This is a genomic window from Nocardioides albidus, from assembly GCF_006335005.1.
Lineage (GTDB): Bacteria > Actinomycetota > Actinomycetes > Propionibacteriales > Nocardioidaceae > Nocardioides > Nocardioides albidus.
This window is the reverse complement of the sequence record NZ_VDMP01000027.1, coordinates 192,430-199,192: the sequence shown is the minus strand read 5'-3', so window position 1 is coordinate 199,192 and position 6,763 is coordinate 192,430. Positions and strand designations below refer to the sequence as shown.

Genomic DNA, 6,763 nt, shown 5'->3' with positions numbered 1-6,763 from the left:
CAGGCCGAACCACAGGTCGTCCTGGGCGTCGACGATCGCGCTCGTGGACATCGAGCCGGCGTACATGAACACCGAGACCAGGGCGAGGCCCATCGCGACCTCGTAGGAGATCATCTGCGCGCTCGAGCGCAGGCCGCCGAGAAGGGAGTACGTCGAGCCGCTGGACCAGCCGCCGAGGACGATGCCGTAGATGCCGATCGAGGCGATCGCCATCACGAACAGCACGGCCACCGGCATGTCCGTGAGCTGCAGCGGGGTCCGCTCGCCGAAGAGGCTGACCTCCGGCCCGAACGGGATCACGCTGAAGGTCACGAACGCCGGCACCACGACGATCACCGGGGCGAGCACGAAGACCACCTTGTCGGCGGCCTTGGGGATCAGGTCCTCCTTGAAGGCCAGCTTCACCCCGTCGGCCAGCGACTGCAGGAGCCCGAAGGGACCGTGCACGTTGGGGCCGATCCGGTGCTGCATGCGGGCGACGACGCGGCGCTCCCACCAGATGTTGAACAGGGTCAGCAGGACCAGGATGAGGAAGATCAGGAGGGTCTTGACCCCGACGATCCACCAGGGATCCTTGCCGAACAGCTCGAGCGAGTCGTTCATCCGTGCACCCCTTCTGCTCCGGTGATCGTGACCCCGGCCCCCGGGGAGGCGAGGTCGGCGAGCACGCCGTCGCCGACGGAGTCGGCCGGAACCCAGACGACGCCGTCGACGAGGTCGTCGCAGATCTCGGCGGGCAGGGTCATCGAGCCGCGATCGCCGGTGAGGGTGACGGTCGGGCCGAAGCGGTCGTAGTCGGCGCGGGTCACCAGCGCGACCGGCGTGCGCGCGGTGGCCTTGAGGTACTTGTCGCCGTCCTGCATCGAGCCGTTGTCGAGCAGCTGCTTCCACGTGCTCAGACGCCGGGCGCCTTCGGCGCTCAGGGCATCGTCCCTCGCCTCGCTCGGGCGCGCTTCCGTTCCGGACAGACCAGGCTCGCTGCGCTCGCGGTCAGGCCGGCGCTCGCCGTCCCACGGGCCGAGCTGCGCCATCTCCGCACGCACCTCGCCGACGGTGCGGAAGCCGAGGGGGCTGCCCTCGCCGAGCCGGGCGAGCTCCTCGGCGATGCCCGACAGGGCCCGCAGCTCCGGCAGGGACGCCGGGTTGTGCAGCGCGGCCTCCCACGAGCGGACGCGGCCCTCCCAGTTGACGAAGGTGCCGGCCTTGTCGGTGGTCGGCGCGACGGGGAAGACGACGTCGGCGCGGTCGGTCACCTCGGTGCGGCGCAGGTCGAAGGCGACGAGGAAGCCGGCCGCGTCGAGGGCGGCGCGGGTCGCGACGGGGTCGGCGGTGTCGTCGGGGTCGACGCCCGCGATCACCAGACCGCCGAGCTCACCTGCGACCAGCGCCGTGACGATCGCGTCGCCGTCGCGGCCCTCGGCCTCGGGCAGGTGGTCGACGCCCCAGGCGGCGGAGACGTCGACGCGTGCTCCGGCGTCGGCGACCGGACGGCCGCCGGGAAGCAGGGTGGGCAGGCAGCCGGCCTCGACCGCACCGCGGTCCCCCGCACGTCGCGGCACCCACGCGAGCCGGGCACCGGTGGACGCGGCGACCTCGGCGGCGGCGGACAGCGCACCGGGGACGACGGCGAGCCGCTCACCCACCAGAAGCACGCTGCTCGCGTCGAGCTCCCCGGCAAGCGTCCGCAGCGCGGCCGCCTCGTCGCCCGGTGCCGTCGGCACCAGGCGGGCGGAGAGCTTCGTCAGGCCGCGTGTCGTGAACGGCGCGATGCTGAGGACCTCGGTGCCGCCGGCGCGGACCGACTTGCGCAGCCGCAGGAAGATCGCGGCCGCCTCGTCCTCGGGCTCGAGGCCGACGAGGACCACCGTGGCGGCGGACTCGAGGTCGGCGTACGTCACACCACCGTTGTCAGGCCCGGTCAGGGCGACCGACGAGGCGAGGAAGGCCGCCTCCTCCGCGGAGTGCGGGCGGGCGCGGAAGTCGATGTCGTTGGTGCCGAGCGCGACCCGGGCGAACTTCGCGTAGGCGTAGGCGTCCTCGGCGGTGAGCCGGCCGCCGGTGAGGACACCGACGCCGCCGACGGCCCTGGCCGCCGCGAGACCGCGCGCGGCGACGACGAACGCCTCCGGCCAGGACGCGGCCCGCAGGCTGCCGTCCTCATCGCGGACCAGCGGGTAGGTCAGCCGGTCGTCACCCTGCGCGTAGGCGAAGGCGAAGCGGTCCTTGTCGCTGATCCACTCCTCGTTGACGTCGGGGTCGTCGCCGGCCTGGCGCCTCATGACGGCTCCGCGGCGGTGGTCGACCCGGATCGCGGAGCCGCAGGCGTCGTGCTCGGCGATGCCCGGCGTGGAGACCAGGTCGAAGGGACGCGAGCGGAAGCGGTACTGCTCGGAGGTGAGCGCGCCGACCGGGCAGATCTGGATGACGTTGCCGGAGAAGTAGGACAGGAACGGCGCGTCCTCGGCGATGCCGATCTGCTGCTGGGCGCCGCGCTCGACGAGCGCGATGAACGGGTCGCCGGCGATCTCGTCGGCGAAGCGGGTGCAGCGCTGGCACACGATGCAGCGCTCGCGGTCGAGCAGCACCGTCGGCGAGAGGTTGATCGGCTTGGGGAAGGTGCGCTTCACGCCACGGTTGCGGTCGTCGGAGAAGCGCGACTCGCCCCGGCCGTTGGACATCGCCTGGTTCTGCAGCGGGCACTCGCCGCCCTTGTCGCAGACCGGGCAGTCGAGCGGGTGGTTGATGAGCAGCAGCTCCATCACCCCCTGCTGGGCCTTGTCGGCGACCGGGCTGGTGACCTGGGTGCTGACGACCATGCCCTCGGCGACCGGCAGGGTGCAGGAGGCCTGCGGCTTCGGGAAGCCGCGCCCGTTGCCGGCATCGGGCACGTCGACCAGGCACTGCCGGCACGCGCCGACCGGCGCGAGCAGCGGGTGGTCGCAGAAGCGCGGGATCTGCACGCCGACCTGCTCGGCGGCGCGGATGACGAGCGTGTCCTTGGGGACGCTGACCTGGACGCCGTCGATGGTGACGGTGACCAGGTCGCTCTTCTCGACGGTCTTCTCGCTCACGCCGAAACCTCCTGTCCGGCCCAGGCCGTGGACTTCGCCGGGTCGAAGGGACACCCGCCGTGGGACAGGTGGGCGAGGTACTCGTCGCGGAAGTGCTGGATCGAGCTGGAGACCGGGCTGGTGGCGCCGTCCCCGAGCGCGCAGAACGAGCGGCCGAGGATGTTGTCGCACTGGTCGAGGAGCTGGTCGAGGTCGGCCTCGGTGCCCTGGCCGTTCTCGAGGCGGGTCAGCGCCTGCACCAGCCACCAGGTGCCCTCGCGGCACGGCGTGCACTTGCCGCAGGACTCGTGCTTGTAGAACTCCGTCCAGCGCAGCACCGCACGGACCACGCAGACCGTCTCGTCGAAGATCTGCAGGGCGCGGGTGCCGAGCATGGAGCCGGCGGCGCCGACGCCCTCGAAGTCGAGCGGGACGTCGAGGTGCTCGGCGGTGAGGAGCGGGGTGCTGGAGCCGCCCGGGGTCCAGAACTTCAGCTGGTGGCCCGCGCGGACGCCGCCGGCCAGGTCGAGCAGCTCGCGCAGGGTGATCCCGAGCGGCGCTTCGTACTGGCCGGGCCGCTCGACGTGCCCGGAGAGCGAGAAGATGCCGTGGCCCTTGGACTTCTCGGTGCCCATCGAGCCGAACCACGCCGCGCCGTTCTTGACGATCGCCGGCACGGAGGCGATGGACTCGACGTTGTTGATGACCGTGGGGCTGGCGTAGAGGCCGGCGACGGCCGGGAACGGCGGGCGCAGGCGGGGTTGCCCGCGGCGGCCCTCCAGGCCCTCGAGCAAGGCGGTCTCCTCGCCGCAGATGTAGGCGCCGGCGCCGGCGTGGACCACGATGTCGAGGTCGTAGCCCGAGCCGTGGATGTCCTGCCCGAGGTGGCCGGCGGCGTACGCCTCCGCGACGGCGGCCTGCACCCGGCGGATGACGTGGACGACCTCGCCGCGGATGTAGATGAACGCCTTGTTGGCGCGGATGGCGTACGAGCTGAGGATGACGCCCTCGACGAGGACGTGGGGGTTGCCCATCATCAGCGGGATGTCCTTGCAGGTGCCCGGCTCGGACTCGTCGGCGTTGACGACGAGGTACTTCGGCTTCGGGTTGTCCTGGGGGATGAAGGACCACTTCATGCCGGTCGGGAAGCCGGCGCCGCCCCGGCCGCGCAGGCCGCTGTCCTTGACGGCGGCGATGACGGCGTCGGGGCTCATCGCGAACGCGGTGTCGAGGGCGGAGTAGCCGCCCCGGGCGGCGTACGTCGCCAGCTTCCACGACTGCTCGGCGTCCCAGATGTCGGTGAGGACGGGGGTCAGCTCGGTCATCGCTCGCCTCCGTCCGTCGCGGCCGACACGGCAGGCGCGGACGGCGGCTCGGGGGCGGACCAGCCGCGCTCGCGGGCGATCTCGAGGCCCGCCAGCGACGCCGGACCCGCGGAGGGTCCCTCGTCGACGCGGCCGTCGGGGAACCCGGCGAGGACGCGCTCGGCCTCGCGCCACGTGCAGAGACGGGGTCCGCGGGTCGAGCTGACCTCGTGCCCGGCGCGCAGCGCCTCGACCACCTGGACCGCCGAATCGGGGGTCTGGTTGTCCATGAACTCCCAGTTGACCATCATCACCGGAGCGAAGTCGCAGGCCGCGTTGCACTCGATGTGCTCGAGGCTGACGGTGCGCGAGTCGCCCTGGCGCTGGACGGCGACCTCGTCGTTGCCGATCTCGAGGTGCTCCTTGAGCCGCTCGAAGATCGCGTCGCCGCCCATCACCGCGCACAGCGTGTTGGTGCACACGCCGACGTGGTAGTCGCCGACGCCGTGGCGCTTGTACATCGTGTAGAACGTCGCGACGCCGCTGACCTCCGCGGCGCTGATCTCGAGGATCGCGGCGCAGGCCTCGATGCCCTCGGGGGTGATCCGGCCCTGGGCCGACTGCACGAGGTGCAGCATCGGCAGCAGGCCCGAGCGCGGCTCGGGGTAGCGGGCCGCGATCTCGCGCAGCTCCGCGAGCGTCTTGGCGCTGATCGGCTCGGTGCTCATTAGCGGTCGACGCCTCCCATGACCGGGTCGATGCTCGCGATGGCGACGATGACGTCGGCGATCTGACCGCCCTCGCTCATCACGCCCATCGCCTGGAGGTTGTTGAACGACGGGTCGCGGAAGTGCGCCCGGAAGGGACGGGTGCCGCCGTCGGAGACGACGTGGGCGCCGAGCTCGCCGCGCGGCGACTCGACCGGCACGTACGCCTGGCCGGCCGGGACGCGGAAGCCCTCGGTCACCAGCTTGAAGTGGTGGATCAGGGCCTCCATCGACTCGCCCATGATGTGGCGGATGTGGTCGAGGCTGTTGCCCATGCCGTCGCTGCCGATGGAGAGCTGGCTGGGCCAGGCGACCTTCTTGTCGGCGACCATGACCGGCGCGCCCTCCATCCTCGCCAGCCGGTCGGCGGCCTGCTCGATGATCCTGAGCGACTCGTGCATCTCCGCCAGGCGCACGCGGAACCGGCCGTAGGAGTCGGCGCTGTCCCAGGTCTGGACGTCGAAGTCGTAGGTCTCGTAGCCGCAGTAGGGCTGCGCCTTGCGCAGGTCGAAGCCGTAGCCGGTGCTGCGCAGCACCGGGCCGGTGAGGCCGAGCGCCATGCAGCCCTCGAGGTCGAGGTGACCGACGTTCTCCAGGCGGGCCTTGAAGATCGGGTTCGCGTTGCACAGCGCGGCGTACTCCGGCAGCCGCTTCTTCATCAGCGCGACGAACGAGCGGATCTCGTCGAGCGCGCCGGGCGGCAGGTCCTGCGCGACGCCACCGGGGCGGATGAACGCGTGGTTCATGCGCAGCCCGGTGATCAGCTCGAACAGGTCGAGCACCAGCTCCCGCTCACGGAAGCCGATCGTCATCACGGTCAGCGCGCCGATCTCCATGCCGCCGGTCGCGATGCACACCAGGTGGGAGGAGATCCGGTTGAGCTCCATGAGCAGGACCCGCATGATCTGGGCCCGCTCGGGGATCTGGTCCTCGATGTCGAGCAGTCGCTCGACGCCGAGGACGTAGGTCATCTCGTTGAAGAACGGCGAGAGGTAGTCCATCCGGGTGCAGAACGTGACGCCTTGCGTCCAGGAGCGGTACTCCATGTTCTTCTCGATGCCGGTGTGGAGGTAGCCGATGCCGCAGCGGGCCTCGGTGACCGTCTCGCCCTCGATCTCGAGGATCAGCCGGAGCACGCCGTGGGTGGACGGGTGCTGCGGTCCCATGTTGACGACGATGCGCTCAGCCGAATCGAAATCGTTGTCGCCCGAGCCCGCGTCGGCCGTGATGCTGTCCCAGTCCTGGCCGGTGACGGTGAAGACCCTGCCCCCGGCCGTGTCCGTGCCGTCGGCGTAGAAGTCCTCGGTGGTGGTTGAGCTTGTCGAAACCATCAGTTGTAGCTCCTCCGCTGGTCCGGCGGCGGGACACTGGCGCCCTTGTACTCGACGGGGATGCCGCCGAGCGGGTAGTCCTTGCGCTGCGGGTGGCCCGGCCAGTCGTCGGGCATCAGGATCCGGGTCAGCGCCGGGTGGCCGTCGAACTGGATGCCGAACATGTCCCACGTCTCGCGCTCGTGCCAGTCGGCGGCGGGATAGATCGGCACCAGGCTCGGCACGTGCGGGTCGCTGTCGGGGGCGCTGACCTCGACCCGGACGCGGCGGTTCCAGGTGAACGACATCAGGTGGTAGACCGCGTGCAGCTC

General features: G+C 71.2%; 6 protein-coding genes. All 6 read right to left on the bottom strand.

The features are described from left to right. Positions 1–603, bottom strand: a 603-nt coding sequence (locus FHP29_RS22970; protein ID WP_240044616.1) for an NADH-quinone oxidoreductase subunit H, incomplete at its 3' end; no start/stop codon positions are given. Then, positions 600–3,071 carry an NADH-quinone oxidoreductase subunit G gene (locus FHP29_RS19360; RefSeq protein WP_139624509.1) on the bottom strand — a complete coding sequence of 824 codons (2,472 nt, stop codon included), beginning with the start codon at positions 3,069–3,071 and terminating at the stop codon, positions 600–602. The genes FHP29_RS19360 and FHP29_RS22970, both read right to left, overlap by 4 nt. Next, a complete protein-coding gene (nuoF, locus tag FHP29_RS19355; protein WP_139624508.1) occupies positions 3,068–4,375 on the bottom strand; it encodes an NADH-quinone oxidoreductase subunit NuoF in 1,308 nt (435 codons plus the stop codon). The genes FHP29_RS19360 and nuoF overlap by 4 nt, the downstream gene beginning before the upstream one ends. Beyond that, positions 4,372–5,082: an NADH-quinone oxidoreductase subunit NuoE gene (nuoE, locus tag FHP29_RS19350; RefSeq protein ID WP_139624507.1), complete on the bottom strand. Its 711-nt coding sequence runs from the start codon at positions 5,080–5,082 to the stop codon at positions 4,372–4,374. Before nuoE ends, nuoF begins: the two co-directional genes overlap by 4 nt. Beyond that, entirely contained in the window at positions 5,082–6,452 is a 1,371-nt protein-coding gene (locus FHP29_RS19345) for an NADH-quinone oxidoreductase subunit D (protein ID WP_139624506.1), read from the bottom strand. Before FHP29_RS19345 ends, nuoE begins: the two co-directional genes overlap by 1 nt. After that, the coding region (locus tag FHP29_RS22965; protein ID WP_240044615.1) for an NADH-quinone oxidoreductase subunit C at positions 6,452–6,763 on the bottom strand (312 nt) is incomplete at its 5' end. The genes FHP29_RS19345 and FHP29_RS22965, both read right to left, overlap by 1 nt.

Coding starts and splice junctions, on each gene's coding strand:
- nuoF (WP_139624508.1), bottom strand. CDS start 4,375: ATGACCGAGCTGACCCCCGTCCTCACCGACATCTGGGACGCCGAGCAG.
- nuoE (WP_139624507.1), bottom strand. CDS start 5,082: ATGAGCACCGAGCCGATCAGCGCCAAGACGCTCGCGGAGCTGCGCGAG.
- FHP29_RS19345 (WP_139624506.1), bottom strand. CDS start 6,452: ATGGTTTCGACAAGCTCAACCACCACCGAGGACTTCTACGCCGACGGC.